Origin of the sequence: uncultured Hyphomicrobium sp. (assembly GCF_902826555.1) — a bacterium.
In the GTDB taxonomy this organism is placed as follows: domain Bacteria; phylum Pseudomonadota; class Alphaproteobacteria; order Rhizobiales; family Hyphomicrobiaceae; genus Hyphomicrobium_C.
On sequence record NZ_CADEFI010000005.1, the window covers coordinates 97,394 to 115,808 of the forward strand.

Annotated in this window: 15 protein-coding genes; 7 read left to right on the forward strand and 8 right to left on the reverse strand. The window is 64.6% G+C overall.

What is annotated here, in order from left to right; translation table 11 throughout:
• Positions 1-140 precede the first annotated feature (140 nt).
• The 5 genes from QZV93_RS04430 to QZV93_RS04450 form a co-directional block, all read right to left on the reverse strand.
• The gene (locus QZV93_RS04430) at positions 141-2,333 is read right to left on the reverse strand and encodes an RNA degradosome polyphosphate kinase (protein ID WP_295556315.1); all 2,193 of its coding nucleotides are present in this window, start codon (positions 2,331-2,333) and stop codon (positions 141-143) included.
• A gap of 68 nt (positions 2,334-2,401) precedes the next feature.
• The gene (locus QZV93_RS04435; protein WP_295556316.1) at positions 2,402-3,130 is read right to left on the reverse strand and encodes a DnaA/Hda family protein; all 729 of its coding nucleotides are present in this window, start codon (positions 3,128-3,130) and stop codon (positions 2,402-2,404) included.
• Positions 3,127-4,209 carry an AI-2E family transporter gene (locus QZV93_RS04440; protein WP_295556318.1) on the reverse strand — a complete coding sequence of 361 codons (1,083 nt, stop codon included), beginning with the start codon at positions 4,207-4,209 and terminating at the stop codon, positions 3,127-3,129. Before QZV93_RS04440 ends, QZV93_RS04435 begins: the two co-directional genes overlap by 4 nt.
• A 54-nt stretch (positions 4,210-4,263) precedes the next feature.
• Positions 4,264-4,794: a CDP-alcohol phosphatidyltransferase family protein gene (locus QZV93_RS04445; RefSeq protein ID WP_295556358.1), complete on the reverse strand. Its 531-nt coding sequence runs from the start codon at positions 4,792-4,794 to the stop codon at positions 4,264-4,266.
• Positions 4,795-4,935: 141 nt separating this feature from the next.
• Positions 4,936-6,069 (reverse strand): DUF2066 domain-containing protein, encoded by a 1,134-nt coding sequence (locus tag QZV93_RS04450; protein ID WP_295556319.1) that lies wholly within the window; start codon positions 6,067-6,069, stop codon positions 4,936-4,938.
• 112 nt (positions 6,070-6,181) lie between these two features.
• Here QZV93_RS04450 and purM point away from each other — a divergent pair, with 112 nt between their 5' ends.
• From purM to QZV93_RS04470, 4 genes are all read left to right on the forward strand, one after another.
• The gene (purM, locus tag QZV93_RS04455; protein ID WP_295556321.1) at positions 6,182-7,312 is read left to right on the forward strand and encodes a phosphoribosylformylglycinamidine cyclo-ligase; all 1,131 of its coding nucleotides are present in this window, start codon (positions 6,182-6,184) and stop codon (positions 7,310-7,312) included.
• Positions 7,313-7,374: 62 nt separating this feature from the next.
• Positions 7,375-8,046: a cytochrome c family protein gene (locus QZV93_RS04460; RefSeq protein ID WP_295556322.1), complete on the forward strand. Its 672-nt coding sequence runs from the start codon at positions 7,375-7,377 to the stop codon at positions 8,044-8,046.
• A gap of 200 nt (positions 8,047-8,246) precedes the next feature.
• Entirely contained in the window at positions 8,247-8,912 is a 666-nt protein-coding gene (gene purN, locus QZV93_RS04465) for a phosphoribosylglycinamide formyltransferase (RefSeq protein WP_295556324.1), read from the forward strand.
• 348 nt (positions 8,913-9,260) lie between these two features.
• A complete protein-coding gene (locus QZV93_RS04470; protein ID WP_295556325.1) occupies positions 9,261-10,625 on the forward strand; it encodes a cytochrome P450 in 1,365 nt (454 codons plus the stop codon).
• Between the two features lie 84 nt (positions 10,626-10,709).
• Here QZV93_RS04470 and ndk read toward each other — a convergent pair whose 3' ends face one another.
• Positions 10,710-11,132 carry a nucleoside-diphosphate kinase gene (gene ndk / locus QZV93_RS04475; protein ID WP_295556360.1) on the reverse strand — a complete coding sequence of 141 codons (423 nt, stop codon included), beginning with the start codon at positions 11,130-11,132 and terminating at the stop codon, positions 10,710-10,712.
• Positions 11,133-11,518: 386 nt separating this feature from the next.
• Here ndk and QZV93_RS04480 point away from each other — a divergent pair, with 386 nt between their 5' ends.
• The 3 genes from QZV93_RS04480 (at position 11,519) to QZV93_RS04490 (ending at position 15,547) form a co-directional block, all read left to right on the forward strand.
• Positions 11,519-13,006 carry a DUF4339 domain-containing protein gene (locus QZV93_RS04480; RefSeq protein ID WP_295556326.1) on the forward strand — a complete coding sequence of 496 codons (1,488 nt, stop codon included), beginning with the start codon at positions 11,519-11,521 and terminating at the stop codon, positions 13,004-13,006.
• A gap of 85 nt (positions 13,007-13,091) precedes the next feature.
• Positions 13,092-14,996 (forward strand): ribosomal protection-like ABC-F family protein, encoded by a 1,905-nt coding sequence (abc-f, locus tag QZV93_RS04485; protein WP_295556328.1) that lies wholly within the window; start codon positions 13,092-13,094, stop codon positions 14,994-14,996.
• A gap of 164 nt (positions 14,997-15,160) precedes the next feature.
• Entirely contained in the window at positions 15,161-15,547 is a 387-nt protein-coding gene (locus tag QZV93_RS04490) for a hypothetical protein (RefSeq protein WP_295556329.1), read from the forward strand.
• A 112-nt stretch (positions 15,548-15,659) separates the two neighbouring features.
• Here the strand turns inward: QZV93_RS04490 and QZV93_RS04495 are convergent, their stop codons facing one another.
• The gene (locus tag QZV93_RS04495; RefSeq protein WP_295556331.1) at positions 15,660-15,881 is read right to left on the reverse strand and encodes a hypothetical protein; all 222 of its coding nucleotides are present in this window, start codon (positions 15,879-15,881) and stop codon (positions 15,660-15,662) included.
• Positions 15,882-16,071: 190 nt separating this feature from the next.
• The gene (gene glyS / locus QZV93_RS04500) at positions 16,072-18,306 is read right to left on the reverse strand and encodes a glycine--tRNA ligase subunit beta (RefSeq protein ID WP_295556332.1); all 2,235 of its coding nucleotides are present in this window, start codon (positions 18,304-18,306) and stop codon (positions 16,072-16,074) included.
• Positions 18,307-18,415: the final 109 nt, after the last annotated feature.

Genomic DNA, 18,415 nt, shown 5'->3' on the forward strand with positions numbered 1-18,415 from the left:
AGGGTGTGACGGGCCGCGGGTCTAGTGCGAACGTGGAGAAAATCTACCGCGAGTTGCGGCTCGGCACCGAGCCGTTCCGCTCTTGCGAAAGGCCCTGACAAGCCCATGATACCATGGCTCTTTTTACGATGGCGGGCCGGCTAGTCCTTTTGCAGGAAATCGAACCGCGGCGGAAAATGCTCTTTCAGCGCCTGCCCGCGCCCCGAGAGCGACGGGTTTGTCATGAAGTATTTGTGCGCATTGAAAGGCTCTTCGCCGGGCCCCGGCACGATCCGCGCCGACGACCCGTCCGCCTTGATCTCCCAGCTCTGCTGGTTGTCCTTGAGATTGGCCACCATGATCTGATCGAGCACCTGCTCGAGCACCGTCGCATTCTTGATCGGCACCATGGCCTCGACACGCCGGTCGAGATTGCGGGGCATCATGTCCGCCGAGCTGATGTAGACGGCCGCCTTCGGCGAAGGCAGCCCCTCTCCCTGGCCGAAGCAGTACATGCGCGCATGCTCCAGGAAGCGCCCGATGATGCTTTTCACTCGAATGTTCTCCGAAAGCCCCGGAATCCCGGGCCGGAGACAGCACACGCCGCGCACCACGAGATCGATCTCGACGCCTGCTTGGCTTGCCTCGTAGAGCGCACAGATGATCTGGCTGTCCACGAGCGAGTTCATTTTCATCCAGATGGCACCGGGACGGCCAGCCTTCACGTGCGCGACCTCCTGGTGAATATGATCCAGAATCCGCTGCCGGATGCCGCGCGGGCTCGCCGCCATGCTTTCGAGCTCCGCCGGCTCGCCGTATCCGGTGACGAAGTTCAAGACTCGCGTCACGTCGCGCGCGATCGCCGGATCCGTCGTGAAGAGCGAGAGGTCCGTATAGATACGCGCAGTCTGCACATGATAGTTGCCCGTCCCGATGTGGCAGTAGGTGACGAGCTCCGAGTTTTCGCGCCGTACGATCTGGCCGAGCTTGGCATGCGTCTTGAGCTCGATGAATCCATAGACGACGTGCACGCCCGACTTTTCGAGGTCGCGCGCCCAACGGATATTGGCCGCCTCGTCGAAGCGCGCCTTGAGTTCCACCACCGCCGTCACCGACTTGCCGGCTTCCACCGCTTCCTTGAGGGCTTGCACGATCGGGCTATCGCGTCCGGTGCGGTAGAGCGTCCACTTGATGGCCATGACGTTGGGATCCGCCACCGCCTGGCGCAGGAACTGCACCACCACGTCGAAGCTCTCGTAAGGATGGTGGACGATGATGTCCTTCTTGCTGATGGCCGCGAAGCAGTCGCCGTTGAATTCCCTGATGCGTTCCGGAAAACGCGGATTGTAGGTCTTGAACACGAGATCCGGTCGATCGGCGACGATCAGCTGGGCGGTATCGGCGAGACCCAGCAGGCCTTCCTTGAGAAAGACGGACTCCTCCCCGACCTCGAGTTCGTCGATGACGAACTTTCTGAGCCGGTCGGGCATGCGTGCGTCGAGTTCGAGCCGGATCACATGCCCGCGGCGGCGGCGCTTGAGAAGCGTCTCGAACGAGCGCACCAGATCCTCGGCTTCCTCCTGCAGCTCGACGTCGCTGTCGCGCAGCACGCGGAACGCACCTTGGCTCTCGACGTCGAAGCCCGGAAACAACTCGGAGATGAACATGCCGATCATCTCTTCGAGCTGAATGAAGCGTAACCGGCTGGCCTTGGCGGCGTCATCCGTCCTGAGGCGAATGAAGCGCTCGAGCTGACTCGGAATAGGTATGAGCCCGCTCATCGCCTTTGCATCGCTCTTGCGTTGCATCCAGACGACCATCGTCAGACCGAGATTCGGGATGAACGGAAACGGGTGCGCCGGATCGACGGCGATCGGCGTCAGGATGGGAAACACGTGGCTCATGAAAAGCTGCTCGAGCCAAGCCGTTTCCAGTTTGGAGAGCATCTCCGGCTCGACGATCTCGATGCCCGCGGCCGCCATGTCGGCTTTAACGTCGTTCCAGCACTCCTGCTTGTCGGCAACCAGCTTGGCGGCAAAGCGGTTGATCTCGACCAGCTGCTGTTTGGGCGTCAGCCCGTCCTGGGTGAGTGTCGTCACGCCCGCTGCGATCTGCCCATAGATGCCGGCCGCACGCACCATGTAGAACTCGTCGAGGTTCGACGCCGAGATGGATAGAAACCGCAGGCGCTCCAGGACCGGGTGGTTCTTGTTCTGGGCTTCCTCGAGCACGCGCCGGTTGAACTGCAACCACGAAAGCTCACGGTTGTAGAAGCGGGCCGCGCCTTCCGGAACCGGCGTGGCAGGCGCCGACGCGCGAGCATCCGTCTTCAGCTTTCCCTTTGCGGAAACCATCTTCTCTGTCCTGCGGTCTGTTCTTGTTCTCGAAAAGAGCCCACGTATCACAACACTATGATGACAGTTTAGTTCGTATCCCCAGCCTCGGTCGCACTTCCGTCTTCCGGTTCGGCGACGGCCCCCAACGCGGCTGCCGCAATCGTGCGCGTGACCTTGCGTTGCATGGCCAGCGACAGCCGGTCGCAGACGGCGACCACCTTGAGCGCCGCATCCATCGAGCGGTCCATATGCAGAGCAAGGTAGGCGATGACGTGCGGCTCGACCGCGAGCTGGCGGTCGGAAAACAGCTTCACCAGCACCGAGCGGATGAGCGCTTCGTCCGGCGCCTCGATCATCACCGGCGGGATGGCCCTGAGGCGCGATCTCAGATCCGGCAATGCGATCTCGATCTCGCCGGGCGCCGCGCGGGACGTGAGCAGGATCGAGCCTGCCTTCTCGCGCGCAAGATTGAGGAGATGAAATAACACTTGCTCGCTGCCGATACCGCGATCGACATCCTCGACCACGAGCGTCCGCCGCTCCTCGAACAGTCGAACCGCCGACTCGTCGAGACGCTGCGCCGCCACGAGAAGGGCCTGCGAGCGCAGACGCCAAACGTTGGCCAAGTGGCTTTTCCCCGCGCCCGCCGGCCCAACGACCAATGCCGCTGGGAGCGGCCAGCCGGGCCATCCATCGACAAGATCCACCGCCGCCGCATTGGATCGGCTGACCAGAAAGTCTTCGGCCTCCTGCGCCTGTCGGTGCGGCAACGCGAGCACCAGCTGCTCGGGCTCTGCTTTGGCTCGGAGCGTCATGACTGCGCTCCCGGCGCGGCCGGCGCACCCCGATACACCGGGCTCTTGAGATAGACGTCGAGCGCAAAGCGGATGACCACGCCAAGCGCGGCCGCGAGCGGAACGGCCACCAGCGTGCCGACGATCCCGAAAAGATAGCTGAAGACGAACAGTGCAAAGATCAGCCACACCGGGTGCAGTCCGATCTTGGAGCCGACAATGGTGGGGCTGAGAAACCCGGCATCGAGCGCCTGCGCACTGAGAAACACGCCGACGACGAGCATGATCGGCACCATCTCGGGCCAGAACTGGATTACCGCAACCGCAGTGGCGGTCATGAAACCCAACGCCCAGCCGACGAACGGAACGAACGCCAGAAGCCCCGTCACGACACCGATCAGAAGCCCGTAGTTGAGTCCGATCGCCGACAGCGTCACCGCGTAGTAGATGCCGAGAATGATACACACCGTTCCCTGGCCGCGCACGAAGGCCGCGACCGCGTCGTTCATATCGGATGCCAGCGTGCGGATCGAATCCGCATGGTCTCTCGGCAACCACCCGTCGACCTTCTCGAGCATCGGATGCCAATCCACCAGCAGATAGAAAACGACCAGCGGCGTAACCAGGACCAAAGCAAAAAAGTTGACGATCGCGAGACTGCGATCCCAGATCGAGCTCGCCGCCCACCCGGCCAGACTCGCCCAGTTGGCCGCAAGCGCATCCGACGCACGGGCGATCTGCGCATCGAGGCTCCCGACCCCCGGACCCAGCCGCTCGTGCGCCCAGGCGTCGATCGCGGTGCGCAGCCTCGTGAGCTCGCCGGGAAGCGCCGCCGCCAGATCCTGAGCCTGCGCGAGGATAACCGGCACGATGAGCACCAGGGCTGCCACAACGATCACGGCCAGTGAAACGACGATCAAAAGCGATGCCACGATCCGGTTGAGACCGAGCGCCACGAGCCTATCCGCAAGCGGACTCAGAAAGTAAGCGATAGCGACGCCGGCGACGAACGGCAGCAGGATATCCTTCAGCACCGCGATCATGAGGATCAGCAGCAACGACGCCGTCACCCAGAACAGAACCTGCCGCTCGGCGCGCATGGCCTTCCTCGTCTCCGCTCGTCGGCAGACTTCGCGTCGCCGCCCGGGGGGACTTTACCCAGACATATGCCGAAGCCAAGCACGCAGATACGCCGCAAGCGAGGCGATCGTAAGTACGCCCGCAATCCACACCAGCGCGATGCGCGGCGTCTCGAGGCCGAGGCCAAACCCATCGTCTGCAAGCACCGTTGCCGCGAGCACGATCTGCGCCACCGTATTGGCCTTGCTGACGACGAGCGGCGCGATCCGCACCGGATGATCGAGCAGCCAAGCCAGCATGACGCCGAGAACGATAAGGATATCACGTGAGACCACGGCGATGACGAGCCACGACGGCAGCGCGTCCAAGACACCGAGCGCGACGAAAATCGAGACGATGAGAAGCTTGTCGGCCAAAGGATCGAGATAGGCGCCGAGCTCTGTCGCAAGGCCGAAACGCTTGGCGATGAAGCCGTCCACGGCGTCCGACACGCCGGCGAGCACGAAGGCGAAAAAGGCAAGCTGCGTCTGCCCGGAAACCAGGAGCCAGAACACGACGGGCACCAGAATGACCCGTCCGAGCGTAATGAGGTTCGGGATGTTCAAGTGTCGGGGGCCTGAGACGCGAAGCACAACCATAGTTCAGTTTATCCCGGCTGGCCTTGTAACGAACAGACCCAATTTACGCCGGAAGCTCCCCTCGAATATTGAGATTAAAGGCTTTTTTATAGAGACGACGTCGTAACACTAGTATCCGGAGCGCAGAGTCCAGTATCCGCCTTCGCCCGTCAGGGTGAGGCCCTGCCGCGAAAATGCCGCGGAAAGCGCTTCGCCACCGCCTGGATAGCGGACCGAGACATCCGCCGTGCGGGCTGAAACGACGCCGATCCTGACGTCATCTACACCCGGAAGATCGAGGATCCGGCCGCGCAGATCGTTCCACTCGTCGGGGCTCGTGAAGGCAACCGACATGTGCACCTCGCCACCACCGCCGGCGAACCCGCCGCCCGTTCCGTGGCCGAAATTGCCGCCCTGCGCCTCCTCCAACTTGGCGACCTTCCAGCGCCCCTCGAGCACGCCCTGCGTGATCACCGCCGCAAGCTCCATGGTATAGCCGACGTCGCCGTCCGCCACCTTGTAGGCGCGCCGCCAGGAGACGAGCCCGGCCGCATCGATGCCCGCCAGCGTCACATTGAGTTCCTTACCGCCCTCCTGTACCTCCGCAATGGCAAACAGGACGTAATCGGCCTTGTATTCGCCGGTCAGGACCCGCTCCACGCTATCGTCGCCGTTGAGCGCAGCCACGATGGTATCCTCGTGAATGACGGGAAGCAGCGACTCAACCTTGACCGGCGTCAGCGTGTTCTCGAGGTCGAGCCCCTTCCACACCTGCGCCCAGCTCCCGCTCGCCGCGCGGTAGTGCAGGCTGCCCTCCTTGCCTTCCGCCGTTACCGGCACCAGCACCATGCGCGGCGCTTGGTCCTCGACGAACGGCACCCCCTCGCGCGAAAGCAGATCGCGGATCGCATCCGCTTGGAATGAGAAGTCGAGGCTTGCGATGTAGCGCGTGCTCGAATTCTGCTCCGAGCGCACGGCGACGCCATCGATGTAGTTGGCGGCCTGGACCGCCTTCAGATGGTCGAGCCGGTTGTATGCCGTCACCGGCACGAGCCGCTTGAGCAACGCCCCGAGCGCCGCCTGCTGGCCGTCGGCAAGGGCCTTCTCCTTGGCCGCCACGGCGTCCTTGGCCGTCGCCTCCACGGGATAGTTGGCGACCGTGAAAACCTTGCTCGCGGCTGCGGCAGCCTGTTGCGGCATACCCGGCGCGAGCACCCAAAGGGCACCTGCGATCACAAGAGAAATCCGGGGAAGTGCCGTCACATCGATCCTCCAGCGTCCTTGTCCCGTTGCCGACCCGCCTGCGAGCTGGTAGGAGGCCCCATCACCCGTTCACATTCGGGCGAAAGTAGGGATCCACCCCTTCCGAGGTCCAATGAGCCAGCCAGCGGACGGCCCAGCCAGGCCGATCACTTATCGCGATTCAGGCGTAGACATAGACGCCGGCAATGCCCTCGTCGAGGCAATCAAGGGTATCGCGCGGTCGACGTCGCGCGCCGGCGCCGACGCCGCTCTCGGCGGGTTCGGCGGCCTGTTCGACCTCAAGCGTGCCGGCTTCCGCGATCCGATCCTGGTCGCGGCCAATGACGGCGTCGGCACCAAGCTCAGGATCGCCATCGACACCGGCCGCCACGCCACCATCGGCATCGACCTCGTCGCCATGTGCGTCAACGACCTCGTGGTGCAGGGAGCCGAGCCGCTCTTCTTTCTCGACTACTTTGCCGTCGGCAAGCTCGACGTGGAGACCGCACGCGCCGTCGTCGCCGGCATCGGCGATGGCTGCAAGCAGGCCGGCTGCGCTCTGATCGGCGGCGAGACGGCCGAGATGCCGGGCCACTACCAAGGCGGCGACTACGACCTCGCGGGTTTTGCGGTCGGCGCCGTCGAGCGCGGCGAGATCTTGCCTCGCCCGGACATCGTGATCGGCGACGTCATCATCGGCTTGCCGTCATCGGGCGTGCACTCGAACGGTTATTCGCTTGTGCGCCGCCTTGCTGCCGAGGAGAAGCTAGGCTGGGACGCACCCGCCCCGTTCGCACCCGAGTTGAGCCTCGCCGACGCGCTGCTGACACCGACCCGCATCTACGTGAAGCCGGTCCTTGCGGCACTGGAGGCGACCGGCGGCGCCATGGACGGACCGATCAAGGCGCTGGCCCACATCACGGGCGGCGGCCTTTCCGAGAACCTGCCGCGCGTGCTTCCGCCGACCGTCGCCGCTGCCGTCGATCTGACCAGCTGGCGCGCACCGTCCGTATTCGGCTGGCTGGCCAAAGCCGGACACCTGCCCGAGACCGAGATGCTGCGCACGTTCAACTGCGGCATCGGCATGATTGCCGTCGTCGCCAAAAATGAAGCCGACGGCCTCGTGCGCCTCCTGCACGAATGGGGCGAGGCGCCTGTTGTCATCGGCGAGATCACGGCACCCACGGGCGAGCGAAGCTCCGCCAAGGGCAAGGGCGACGCCTGGGCCGTCACCTACGAGGGCGCGCTGAAGTACACGGGCTAGACTCGCGGCCAAGCGCAAGCCCGGATATACCGGCTCCGAGGCACCCACAGCGGATAACGCCCATGGCCCCCGAGCCGGACGCAACAGGCGCAAGCAACGAGACCGGCGCCGAGCACGCAGGCGGAGGCTTGCAACGTCGCTCCGTCATCGAGCCCGAAGCCGGGCCGCCTTCGCCGTTCCGCATCCTGTTCGCCATCGTGCCGCTCATGATCATTGTCGTCGTCGGCGCACATCTCGTGTGGACGGGAGCCGTTCGGGAGGCGGCGCGAGAGAAGGCCCTGAGCGAACCTCATCTTGCGGAGAAATCAGCCGACGCACCGGCTGAGAACGCGACGGCGCCCGTCGAGCCCTCCTTCAATGCTGCCGCCGTCGTTGCGCGGCTCGCCAACGCCGATCCCACGGCAGGCGCCGCCGCATTTCGCATGTGCGCCCCGTGTCACTCCGGCGAAAAGAACGCGCCGCCGAAGCTCGCGCCGAACCTTTGGGGAATAGTCGGCCGCGCCAAGGCCGCGACGCCTGGATACGCCTATTCGTCCGCCCTCAAGAGCAAGGGCGGCACATGGACGTATGAGGAGCTGGCTGAGTTCCTGCACAATCCGAGGCAATTCGCGCCCGGCACCAGCATGGCGTTCGCGGGCATCCGGACCCCTACGCGAATGGCCGATCTCATTGCCCACCTCCGCGCGCTTTCGGACGCGCCTGCCCCTCTTCCCGGCCAGAGGCGCGAGCCGTAGAGACCCGCCACGCCTCACACCGCCGCTCACCACGTCCTCGAAACACGGATCGCGTCGCTCGAGTTGGGACGCACCGTCCCGCTCGGACGCGAAAGCTGGCGAGGCGCATCGCGGCCAAAAAATGGATGAGGCCCGGGGACTGCGAATTTCAGCCGGCCTCGACCTGCACGCCGGGCCGTCGCCGTGCTACACACCCCGCCATGACCACACCCGCCAAACCTCGCGTCGCGATCCTCATCTCCGGCCGCGGCTCTAACATGCAGGCCCTCGTCGATGCAGCGCGCGGGCCCGATTATCCGGCCGAGATCGCGCTCGTCATCTCGAACAGACCCGACGCCCCCGGCCTCGCGTGGGCCAAGAGCCAAGGCCTCCCGACCCTTGCGCTCGACCACAAGCTCTACGAGGGCCGCGAGCATTTCGAAGGCCAGCTCCAGAGCATGCTCGAGCTGTCGAAGATCGATCTCGTCGCCCTCGCAGGCTTCATGCGCCTCATGACCGCGCCCTTCGTCGGGCGCTGGAGCGGCCGCATGATCAACATCCATCCTTCCCTGCTGCCTGCCTTCAAAGGGCTGCATACCCACGAGCAGGCGCTCGCTGCCGGCGTCCGCATCTCAGGTTGCACAGTCCACTTCGTAAGCCCTGAGATGGACGGCGGCCCCATCATCGCCCAGGCCGCAGTGCCGGTTCTTACGTCCGACACCGCTGACGCTCTCGCAGCCAGAGTCCTGGCGGCGGAGCACAAGCTCTATCCCCTCGCGCTGGCCCGGGTCGCGCGCGGTGAGATCGTCTTGAATGCCGGCATAGTCCAGATCCAACCCGTTGTTAATTCTGGGATTAACCAGGAACCCGCCCTGTTCTCGCCTTAGCCCTGGACGACGGCTACTGAACCGAGGCAGCGCCCCTTTGTTGACCCCAAACGTCACAGAGCGACGCTGACGCATGGACAGTCGGAAAACTGAGGCCGTAAACTGAGTTATTCAAACATCACCCCAGCGTAACCCACGGAACACCAAGACCCCGGTGTTCGCGTGTTAGAAGTAACCCTGAAGTACGGATCCCCAGTCTGGCCCAAGCCACCCGTCGGTTAGACCGGAGGGATTCGACGCCGAGCGAAGCGCGCCCGCCCGATTTGCGGCACATCAATTCGCCTTCGCACGGCCCATGTTGAGATCGGTCCGGCCCCCTGATCGGATCGACCCGGAGACAAGCTTCGTATGACCGCAGAATCGACTGAGCAACATTCCGCACTTGGCCTCGGCGACGAGAGCAGCATCTGGTTCAACCTGTCCCCGCTGCTCAAGGACCCGGAAAACCCGATGCGCCTCCTCATGCAAATGGCGGAGCGCTATGGGCCCGTGATCCCCGTCAACATGGCCAACCAGCGCGTGGTGCTCGTAACCGATCCCGAGTACTTCAAACACGTGCTCGTCACCAAGGTCGACAACTACGTGAAATACTTCGACGGGCTGAAGCCGATCTTCGGCAAGTCCATGATCACGCATGACGGCGCGCTCTGGCAGAAGATCCGCATGCCGCAGCAGCCCGCCTTCCACCCCGACGCCTTCGGCGACTACATCCCGTATTTCATCGACGCCATCAAAACCAAGATGGCCAACTGGGGCGAGCTCGCCAAGACCGGCGAGACCTTCGAGATGGTCGAGCAGACCTGGACCCTCGCCGCCGACATGATCTGCAAGGCCCTGTTCGATCGCGACATGCCGTTCAATCCGCACTTCGTCTTCAAGTGCGTGAAGACGTATACCGACGTATCGAACCACAAGGACATTCGCCTCAAGCGCCAGGCCGACGCCCTGTTCGAGGTCGGCGAAGAGGACACCGCCAAGGCCGTCGAAGCGTGGTGGAGCGTGCCGCCGGCCGTCTTCGCCGCCGATCCGCGCGAGGAGCGCGAGAAGACGCTCTTGAAGATGATCGAGGCCGCCGTCGCCGATCCCAACATTCCGGAGTTCGACCAGCAGCAGGCCGTCGACGAGATCAAGCAGTATCTCTGGGCCGGCACCGAGACCACGGCCTTGACGCTCGCCTGGGCCATGTACCTCACCTCGACGCATCCGGAGGCCGCCGAGCGCATCCGCCGCGAAGGCGAGGCCGTATGCGGCGACCGCGAGCCGACGGCAGCCGACTATTCCGCGCTCCAATATACCCGTTCGGTGATTCAGGAGACCATGCGCCTCTATCCGCCGGTCTGGAGCCTGATCCGCGTTGCGGCCGAGCACGACGTCATTGCCGGCAAGGAGATCAACCCCGGCGACCGTATCGTGCTGTTCGGCTACGGCGCCCATCACAATCCGAAGTTCTGGAAGGACCCGGAGGCGTTCATGCCCGAGCGCTGGATGGACAAGACGCAGAAGCAGGTGAAGTACAGCTACATCCCGTTCGGCGCCGGCAAGCGCTCGTGCATCGGCGGCGCCATGAGCCAGGTTGAAAACACGCTGGCTCTGTCGATCCTACTGCGCCGCTTCCGCCCGGAGTACGTCGGCCTGGAGCCGCCGGGCATCAATGCTACCGTGACGCTGACACCGCGCGGCGGCCTCCTCTTCCGCGTCCGCGAGCTGAGCTGATCGCCGGGAAAAAATCCTCGAACAAAAAAACGGGCCCCGAGGGGGGCCCGTTTTCTTTTCGCTCGCGGCGATGGAAATCCGGCCTCAGCCGACGATCTCCTTGGCCGTGAAGTTGAGCTTGATCTCGCGCGAGGCCGACTTCGGGCTGTCCGAGCCGTGCACCGAGTTCTCACCCTTGGAAAGGGCGAAACGCTTGCGGATGGTGCCGCGCTTGGCGGCTTCGGGATCCGTGGCTCCCATGATTTCGCGGTACTTCACGACCGCGTCCTCGCCCTCGAGCACCTGCAGCACGATGGGCTCCGAGGTCATGAAGGACACGAGTTCCTTGAAGAACGGCCGCTCTTTGTGCTCGGCGTAGAACTCCTGTGCCTGCGCCTTCGACCACTTGACGCGCTTCTGTGCAACGATGCGCAGTCCGGCCTTCTCGATCACGGAATTGATCTCGCCGGTGAGATTGCGCCTGGTCGCGTCAGGCTTGATGATTGAGAATGTGCGCTCGATCGCCATCATAAGTCTCTTCAGTCCTTGTAAATCGTTCGAATCTAGTTGGCAGCGGAGCGGCTTATAGGACGCTCACGCCCGCACCAGAAGGCGGCGCCTTAACGCAGGGCACGGGTTTGGCCCGCAAACTGCCTAAAATGCCCTGCAAAAGCCCGGATTCAATGTTGATCAGACCTCGAAGTGCGCAAATTGCATGGCACAATCCCCCGTGTCCATGACGAACGTTTGAAACCGGCCGGACGGGCAAGCACCAACTTGTGGATTGCACGTCGAACAACGAGGACCGGGGAGGGGGGAACGGGGATCATGATTGCGCAGGCTCAACCTGCGTTAAAGCGGTTCGGGACGGGGTGAAAGCAGACCGGCTTTCTCACTTCATGGTATGAGCGGGCATGAGCGGATCAGAGACAGACATTCAGTGGTTCATTGCCCGGGACGGTAAACAGCACGGCCCGGTGTCGGACCTGGAGCTGAAAAAGATCGCCGAGCTCGCCCACCTGAAGCCGACCGACTTGGTCTGGCGTCAGGGTTTTACGGACTGGCGCGCAGCCTCCTCGGTCTTCCCGGAGCTGGCAGCCTCGGCGACATCTGTCGCACCGTCCGCGCCTGCTGCCTCATCTCCGTCGCCCGCAGCCTCGCCGACACCGGCGGCCAAGCCGGCGAGCGCAGGCCCCACCACCACCCAGTCACAGCCCGCATCATCGAGCCCCGCGTCGCCAGCCCAGGTATCGCCGACACTGGGATCCGCCCAACGAGACAGCTGGCGGCCGCAGCAGGGCGAGACCACCGGGCGTCCCGCCGAGCCGGCGACGGCTTCGCGCACACTCGGCGGACCGGCGCAACGCACGGCAGGACCATTACCCGCCAAACCCGCGAGCCCCACGCCGACGTTCGGCACCGCCGCTCGCACGACCACCGACAGCCGCAAGCCTTCGGAGCTGGCGGCGCAGCCCCGCCAACAGGTGAAAGAGCCGTCACGGGCCCGCAAACTCGCCCTTGTCGCCGGCGGCCTGATCGCCATGACCGGGCTCGGCGCGTGGATCTCGAGCCGCTATACGGACGATATGTTCACCTACCTGCAAACGGACGAGACCTCGGACCTCGAGACAGGAGCGGCAGCCGGCACACCCACCGTGAAGGCAGCGGCCGAGACCAAGACGGCTGCCGCCATCCCCGCCGCCGTGACCACCACGACCACGGCCCCGGCGGCGACCGGCTCAGCCACCGCCGAGGACGTCGACCGCGGCCTGCAGGGCCGCGGCATGTGGGTGACCATCAAGCAGGAGTTCCCGGACTGGTATCAGGCCCGCGTCGCCGACATCGCGCGCCTTTCGTCCGAGCAGAAGAGCCAGCTGGAGATCGATCGCTATCTCGCCAATTCTTTGGTGACCCTTCGCCGGGAAAACGCGAAATACGCGCTCGCCGCCAGCACCACGCGTCACAAGGAGCTCGCTCAGGCCTTCCTCGCCAATTTGAACCGGCTCTCCCAGGAGAGCGGTGACGAATGCTATGACTTCATTTCGAAAGGCGAGCAGAGCAGCGCCATTGTCGAGCGCCTCGGCGACCCGGCGAAGAGTACCGAAATCGACGCTCAGATCCTGGCCACCGTCGGCGCCATCGTCGAAGGCAAGAAGCAGCCGGCCGATCACTCCGCTCCCGTGAAGACCGACTATGACGTGCTCGCCGGAGAGTTGGGGCGCCTTGGCTGGACGCAGGCCGACATGCAGCTCTTCGCCAACCCCAAGGCCCTGGCTCAAGCCCCCCGCGCCCGCGTCTGCAACATGCTGAAGGACTGGTTCACGGCCCATTTGGCCATTCAGGATCCGAGCACGCAGGAACGGCTGCTGTTCGAAACCTTGAAACCGGTCATTTCCGGCTAGCTCAGGCCCTCGCGAAGGCAATTCGGCGCCCCTTAAACCAGCCGCGTGACAAGCCGCGCCTGAACGGCTATCGGCTTCGCCAGCCATGCTGCACATCAACGACCTCACCTATCGCATCGAAGGCAAGCCGATCCTCGAGGACGCGACCGCGGCCATCCCCGAGGGGCACAAGGTCGGCCTCGTCGGCCGCAATGGTGCCGGCAAGTCGACGCTGTTGAAACTGATTGCAGGCGACCTCCATGCCGATCAGGGCAGCATCACCATTCCACGCGGCGCACGCATTGGCCGCATCGCCCAGGAGGCACCGGGCGGCGAGGAGAGTCTGATCGACTGGGTGCTCTCGACCGATACCGAGCGCGCTTCCCTGCTGGCCGAGGCGGAAACCGCCACCGACCCGCACCGCATCGCCGAGATCCAGATCCGCCTTGCCGACATGCGTGCCCACGCCGCGCCGGCCCGCGCCGCGAGCATTCTTGCCGGCCTCGGCTTCGACGAGGAGGCGCAAAGGCGACCCTGCCGTGCCTTCTCCGGCGGCTGGCGCATGCGCGTCGCGCTCGGCTCCGTGCTGTTCCTTGAGCCCGACATCCTGCTGCTCGACGAGCCGACCAACTATCTCGACCTCGAAGGCACGCTCTGGCTCGAAAGCTATCTCAAGAGCTACCCGCATACGGTACTGATCGTGAGCCACGATCGCGACCTGCTCAATCGCGCGGCCGCCGCCATCCTGCACCTCGACCGAGGCAAGCTCACGCTTTACGCCGGCGGCTACGACGACTTCGAGGAGACGCGCCGCGCCAAGCAGCGCCTGGAGCTGAAGCTTAAGAAAAAACAGGACGACGAGCGCCGCCGCATCCAGGCCTTCATCGACCGCTTCAAGGCCAAAGCCACCAAGGCCAAGCAGGCCCAGAGCCGCGTCAAGTACCTCGCCAAGATGCAGCCCATCGCCGATCAGGTGGAGGACCGCGTCGCGCCCTTCGCGCTGCCGAGCCCCGAGAAGCCGCTCGCGAGCCCGCTGATCCGTATCGAGAGAGCAACGGCCGGATACACACCGGGCCACCCGATCCTCACCGGCCTCGACCTCAGGATCGACCAGGACGACCGCATCGCCCTGCTCGGCGCCAACGGCAATGGCAAATCGACCTTCGCCAAGCTCGTCGCCGGCAAGCTGGCGCCGCTTTCGGGAGACGTGTTCGGCATGAGCCGCGTCACCGTCGGCTACTTCGCCCAACACCAGCTCGACGAGCTGAACCCGCTTTCAACGCCCTTCGACTACGTCGTCAAGCTGATGCCGGAGGCGACGGAAGCGCAACGCCGCACGCGGCTCGGCACCTGGGGTTTCGGCGCCGACAAAGCGGATACGAAGTGCGGCAACCTCTCGGGCGGCGAGAAGGCACGCCTGCTGTTGGCGCTCACGGCCTTCCACGCGCCGCATCTCCTGATCCTCGACGAGCCGACCAACCATCTCGACGTCGACAGCCGAGAGGCTCTGATCCACGCCATCGCCGAGTACGAAGGCGCGGTCATCCTGATCAGCCACGACCGCCATCTCGTCGAGGCGACGGCCGACCGCCTCTGGCTCGTGGCCGACGGCACCGTCCGATCCTACGACGGCGACATGGAGAGCTACCGCGCCGAGCTGCTGCAGGCGCGCGCGCCCCGCGCGGACCGGCGTAACGGAACCGACGCATCCGCCGAAAACCGCACCAGCCGCGCCGACCAGCGCAAAGCCGCCGCCGACCGCCGCGCCGAGCTCGCGCCGTTGAAGAAGACGATGCAGGCGGCAGAAAAAGCCGTCGAGCGTCTGACCGGCGAGCTTGCCAAGCTCGACGAGGCGTTGGCCTCGCCGGATCTTTATGCAGATGCCGCCAAGGCGAGCCGCGTCTCGCTCGAGCGCGGCCAGACGGCCAAGCGCCTCGCGGAGGCCGAGGAGGCCTGGCTCACAGCCACTTCCGCCTACGAGGACGCCGAAGCCCAGGCCACGACGGCCTAGTTGCCTCCGGTATCAGCACCGGAACCTCCCGCGTACCGAAACGTTTCTGAGCCGCGGAGACGTGCGGCATCCCATCGAGGTGCCGCCAGCGCGCGAAGTGCATTCCGACCGGAAGCACGTCAACGGTAAGTCGCCGTCTCCAACCCGTTTGAGGAGGAAACACCATGATCAAGCACGGCTTAGCTTTATCGGCCGCACTGCTTGTGGGCACGATGGCCGCACGCGCCGAAAGCACGATCGCCGCCGATAGCATCAAGGCGTCGGCGAGCACCGTCACCGTCGGCTCCGTGACGGCGGAGAAGGACGGCTATCTCGTCGTGCACAGGACGGACTTCACCGGCACGCTTCCCGGCAGCGTCGTTGGTCATGCCCCCGTGAAGGCCGGCCAGAACGCCGATGTCGCAATCACGCTCGATAAACCGGCCGAGGTCGGCTCGAAGCTGATCGTCATGCTGCACGAGGAAGGCAATAACGACACCAGCTTCGACAGCGCCGATAAGCCGGCCAAGGCCGCGGGCGGCATCGTCCAACAGGTCGTGACCGTGCAGTAGAAAAAGCGTGATCAACAACGCTCGCACCATTGAGTGCGAGCGGCGGCACGGATCATGAGCAAGGCGGTGGCTCCAGGGGCCGCCGGCTTTTCACGATCGTAAGGTCAACGGATCACGAGAATTGACTGGGCTGCGCATCGATCATCTGGCTCAGGAGCTGGCAAGCGGTCTGCTCTGGTCGATCCACGTCCTCCGCCTGAGCGGCTTGGCGGGTGACCCCATCTGAACCCCAGTAGATAACGGACACCACGTCACCGTCGACGCTGTAAGTCGCGTCGTGATACTTGCCATCCTTCGCGATACTGAAGGAATTCACGGGCTTGGCGCTTTCCATCTTCGATCCCCCGAAAGAAGACGTTCAACTTAGTTCACCCCAAGAACTACCATGAATCTCTCTCCCGACACGTACGGACGACTACCTAGCTCCGGCAAAAAAGCTCCGGCGCCGGACGAGTTGCAACCGCACTCAGCGCAAGCGAGGCCGCTTTTCCTCGCCCGCGCACCTGACAGGGGGTCACGATCCTCTAGCCGGCGATCTTCGAGAAGTCCGCGACCGTCAGCGTTGCTGCACGGATCTCGGAGAGCAGGCGCAGCCGATTCTCGCGCAGCGCCGCATCGGCATCGTTCACCGTCACCTTGTCGAAGAAGGCGTCGACTGGCGCGCGCAGCTCGGCGAGCGCGTTCATCGCCCCCTTGAAGTTCTCGACGTTGATCGCCGCCACCGTGTCCTGCTTCACGCTCTCGATGGCCGCCGCCAGTGCCAGCTCCTCCTTGTCCTTGAGGAGCTTCAGGTCGTAGCTGCCGGCGTAGCTCGTTTTGTCCTTCTTCTCCTCGATGGCGAGGATGTTGGACGCCCGCTTCACGCCCGCGAGCAGGTTCGCCCCGTCGTCGGTCTTGAGGAACGCACCGAGCGCTTCGACACGCTTCACGATCAGCGCCAGGTCGTCCTGCCCGCCGAGCGAGAACACGGCGTCGATGAGGTCGTGCCGCGCCCCCTTGTCCTTCAGATAGACCTTGAGCCGGTCTGCAAAGAACGACAGCAGATCGGCAACCGTCGCGCCGACGCGCTGGCGAACAGCGCCGCTCTTGTCCTCGGTCAGCGGCCCGAAGTGATCGCTCACGGCCAGGCTCTCGATTTCCGCAAGCTGCTGATCGGAGAAACCGAGGCTCTTGAGCGCGACAGCCTTCGCTGCGCCCTTGATGTCGGATCCGCCGCGGTCGATCTGCGCCAGCAAACGCGCCATGTGCCGGCCAAGCTTCCGCACCAATGGCACGCGCAGATCGTTCTCGATCACGATGCGGATCACGCCCAGCGCCGCACGGCGGAGCTGATACGGGTCGCCGCTCCCCGTCGGCTTCTCGTCGATGGCCCAGAAGCCGACCAGCGTGTCGAGCTTGTCCGCGAGCGCCACCGCGATCGCCACCGCGTCGCCCTCCTCCTCCTTCGGCACCACGTCCGTCGGACCCTTGGGCTTGTAGTGCAGCTCGATGGCACGCGCGATCTCGGGCTTGGCTCCCGCGCGCTCCGCATAGTAGCGGCCCATCAGCCCCTGCAGCTCCGGGAACTCGCCGACCATGTCGGACACGAGATCCGCCTTGCAGAGCTCCGCCGCCCGCCGCGCATCCTGCGGATCCGCGTCCACCGCGCCCGCGATCTGGAACGCCAGCTCCTTGATGCGCTCCACGCGCTCCTTCTGCGTGCCGAGCTTCTCATGGAACGTAATGCCTTCGAGCGCGATGGCCATCTCGTCGAGCGGCCGCTTGAGGTCCTGATCCCAGAAGAACTTCGCATCCGAGAGCCGCGCCCGGATCACCTTCTCGTTGCCGGCGACGATCTGCGCCCCGCCGTCCGTCGCCGTGAGGTTCGAGACCAGGATGAAATGATTTGAGAGCTTCTTGGTCTTGGGATCGCGCACCGAGAAGCACTTCTGATGCGTCTTCATCGACGTGATCAGGCACTCGGGCGGCACGTCGAGGAAGCTCTTGTCGAACTCCCCCATGAGCACGACCGGCCACTCGGCGAGTCCGGCATTCTCGGCCAGCAGCGCCTCGTCCGATATCAACTCCAGCTTGGCCTTCTTGGCCAGCGCTTCCGCCTGCTCGCGGATTTCATCGGCGCGCTCGGCCGCGTTCAACATCACCGCATGCCCGGCGAGCTTGTCCGCGTAATCCTCGAAGCTCTTCACCTCGAACACGTCGTTGCCGTGGAAGCGGTGCCCGCGCGTCGCACGTCCCGCCGCCAGACCAGCCACCTCGAGCGGCACCACTTTGCCGTCGATCAGGCAGATGATCGATTTCAACGGGCGGATCCATTGCAATGATCCCGAGCCCCAGCGCATGGACTTGGGCCAGGGAAACTTCGCCAGCACGCCGGCCACCACCTCGGCCACGATGTCCGCCGCCGCTCGCCCCGGCTTCTCGATTTTCGCGACGTAGTAGTCGCCCTTTTTCTCGTCCTTGACGATTTGAGCTTCGCCGAGCGAAGCCAGACCCGCCGCCTTCAGAAACCCGGCGACGGCCTGTTCGGGCGCACCCACGCGCGGCCCCTTGCGCTCTTCCGAAATGGCCGGCGAGTGCGCAGGCACGTCCTCGACCGCGAGCGCGAGACGGCGCGGCGTCGCGAAGCTGTGCGCCTCTCCCACCGCGAGTCCGGCCGCATTGAGGCCTTCCGTCATGAGGCGGCGCAGATCCTCCGCGGCCCGCGCCTGCATGCGCGAGGGGATCTCCTCGGAAAAAAGCTCAAGCAGCAATTCGGCCATGGCACGCCTCGGGTTCGGACCATGATCGCTTCGGACGCGATCGGTCCGAAACGTAAATCAGTAGGTCCCGTGAGCGATTGAAGCACGATCTCGATCCAATCGAGTGTGA

Excerpts from the sequence above, each read along its gene's own strand:
- QZV93_RS04430 (WP_295556315.1), bottom strand. The coding sequence starts at position 2,333 with ATGGTTTCCGCAAAGGGAAAGCTGAAGACGGATGCTCGCGCGTCGGCG.
- QZV93_RS04435 (WP_295556316.1), bottom strand. The coding sequence starts at position 3,130 with ATGACGCTCCGAGCCAAAGCAGAGCCCGAGCAGCTGGTGCTCGCGTTG.
- QZV93_RS04440 (WP_295556318.1), bottom strand. The coding sequence starts at position 4,209 with ATGCGCGCCGAGCGGCAGGTTCTGTTCTGGGTGACGGCGTCGTTGCTG.
- purM (WP_295556321.1), top strand. The coding sequence starts at position 6,182 with ATGAGCCAGCCAGCGGACGGCCCAGCCAGGCCGATCACTTATCGCGAT.
- QZV93_RS04460 (WP_295556322.1), top strand. The coding sequence starts at position 7,375 with ATGGCCCCCGAGCCGGACGCAACAGGCGCAAGCAACGAGACCGGCGCC.
- purN (WP_295556324.1), top strand. The coding sequence starts at position 8,247 with ATGACCACACCCGCCAAACCTCGCGTCGCGATCCTCATCTCCGGCCGC.
- QZV93_RS04470 (WP_295556325.1), top strand. The coding sequence starts at position 9,261 with ATGACCGCAGAATCGACTGAGCAACATTCCGCACTTGGCCTCGGCGAC.
- ndk (WP_295556360.1), bottom strand. The coding sequence starts at position 11,132 with ATGGCGATCGAGCGCACATTCTCAATCATCAAGCCTGACGCGACCAGG.
- QZV93_RS04480 (WP_295556326.1), top strand. The coding sequence starts at position 11,519 with ATGAGCGGATCAGAGACAGACATTCAGTGGTTCATTGCCCGGGACGGT.
- abc-f (WP_295556328.1), top strand. The coding sequence starts at position 13,092 with ATGCTGCACATCAACGACCTCACCTATCGCATCGAAGGCAAGCCGATC.
- QZV93_RS04490 (WP_295556329.1), top strand. The coding sequence starts at position 15,161 with ATGATCAAGCACGGCTTAGCTTTATCGGCCGCACTGCTTGTGGGCACG.
- QZV93_RS04495 (WP_295556331.1), bottom strand. The coding sequence starts at position 15,881 with ATGGAAAGCGCCAAGCCCGTGAATTCCTTCAGTATCGCGAAGGATGGC.
- glyS (WP_295556332.1), bottom strand. The coding sequence starts at position 18,306 with ATGGCCGAATTGCTGCTTGAGCTTTTTTCCGAGGAGATCCCCTCGCGC.